Source organism: Nocardia sp. NPDC058499, assembly GCF_042719915.1.
Classification (GTDB): Bacteria; Actinomycetota; Actinomycetes; order Mycobacteriales; family Mycobacteriaceae; genus Nocardia.
In genome coordinates this window covers 591,099-592,414 of sequence record NZ_JBHXMZ010000001.1, presented here as the reverse complement: position 1 = coordinate 592,414, position 1,316 = coordinate 591,099, and the positions used below count along the sequence as shown (strand labels likewise).

Here is a 1,316-nt window from a genome sequence, read left to right as displayed (position 1 = left end):
GTGGGTGTTCGGAAAAGGGGTGTGGGTATTGGTGGGGGGAGGGGAGGGGGCGAAAGCCCCCCCCCTTTGGTCCCCCCCTCCCCCCCGCCCAGCCCCACGCACGGGCCGATCTGCGTCGGGATCGACCCACATCCCGCGCTGCTGGATGCCTGGGGCCTGGCGGACGATGCGAACGGCCTGGAAACCTTCGCGGAGATCTGCGTGGAGGCCTTCGACGGGATGGCGGCGGTGGTCAAACCGCAGGTCGCCTTCTTCGAGGCGTACGGCTCGGCGGGGATCGCGGTGCTCGAACGCACCATCGAGGTGCTGCGCGGCTCCGGCACCCTGGTTCTCGCCGACGCCAAACGCGGCGATATCGGCTCCACCATGGCCGCCTACGCCCGCACCTGGCTCGGTGACGGGCCGTTGGGGGCGGACGCGGTGACGGTCTCGCCCTACCTCGGATTCGGCGCCCTGCAGCCCGCGCTGGACCTGGCCCGCGCGAACGGGCGTGGTGTTTTCGTCCTGGCCGCCACCTCGAACCCGGAAGCGGCCGGGGTGCAGCAGGCAGTGGTGGACGGGCGCACCCTCGCCCAGACCGTTGTCGATGCCGCCGCGGAAACCAACCGGGGGACAGAACCGGGTTCGGTCGGGGTGGTGGTGGGTGCCACGCTCACCGATATCCCCGATCTCAGCGCATTGAACGGGCCGATTCTCCTGCCGGGGGTCGGGGCTCAGGGCGGTACCGCGGCGGCGGTCCGCGCGCTGCTCCCGGAACCGTTGTGGCCGGCGGCGGTTCCGAATGTCTCGCGCGACGTGCTCGGTGCAGGACCCTCGGTGCCGGCGCTGCGCGACCGGCTGGCGGCTTTCCAGGAGGAGTTCGCCTTCTTGCGCTGATCGACGCTCTGCGGCCGGAAACCACCCGAGGGTTACCGGCGGGTGTTCCGGGGGTATCAGGCCGTCGGCGTCGTGTGTGGACCTGTCTGCGAGGTGCTGTCGTCGGCGTTCCGCCGACGCCGGCCCGTACACAATGAATGACAGAGGTCGGCCGGCTGCGACGAGCGGGTGCAGTCCGTTCACGGCGGACAGCTGCGGAACCCAGCCGGGCGGGTGCATCCGTTCACTTCCGCTCGAGCCCGGACGCGCGCATTCGGCGGGCCGGCCCGCGCGGGGCCGCTACTCGCACTCTGTACCGCCGTAATCCTCAGCTGTCGGTGTTCCCGACTATGGTGACCACCACCCGGCGCCGAGTTCAGCGAGGCCCTCGAAGGGTTCGGCCCGGGGCTGGGGGGGGGGGGGGGGGGAAGAAAAAGCTCAACCAAAAACGGAGGCAGCCA

The 1,316-nt window shown here is 70.8% G+C and carries 1 protein-coding gene; it reads left to right on the top strand.

The genetic code is table 11. The features are described 5' to 3' along the window. The first annotated feature begins 66 nt into the window (after positions 1-66). Positions 67-876 carry an orotidine-5'-phosphate decarboxylase gene (gene pyrF / locus ACFWPH_RS02705; protein ID WP_378747718.1) on the top strand — a complete coding sequence of 270 codons (810 nt, stop codon included), beginning with the start codon at positions 67-69 and terminating at the stop codon, positions 874-876. The last annotated feature ends 440 nt before the right edge of the window (positions 877-1,316 follow it).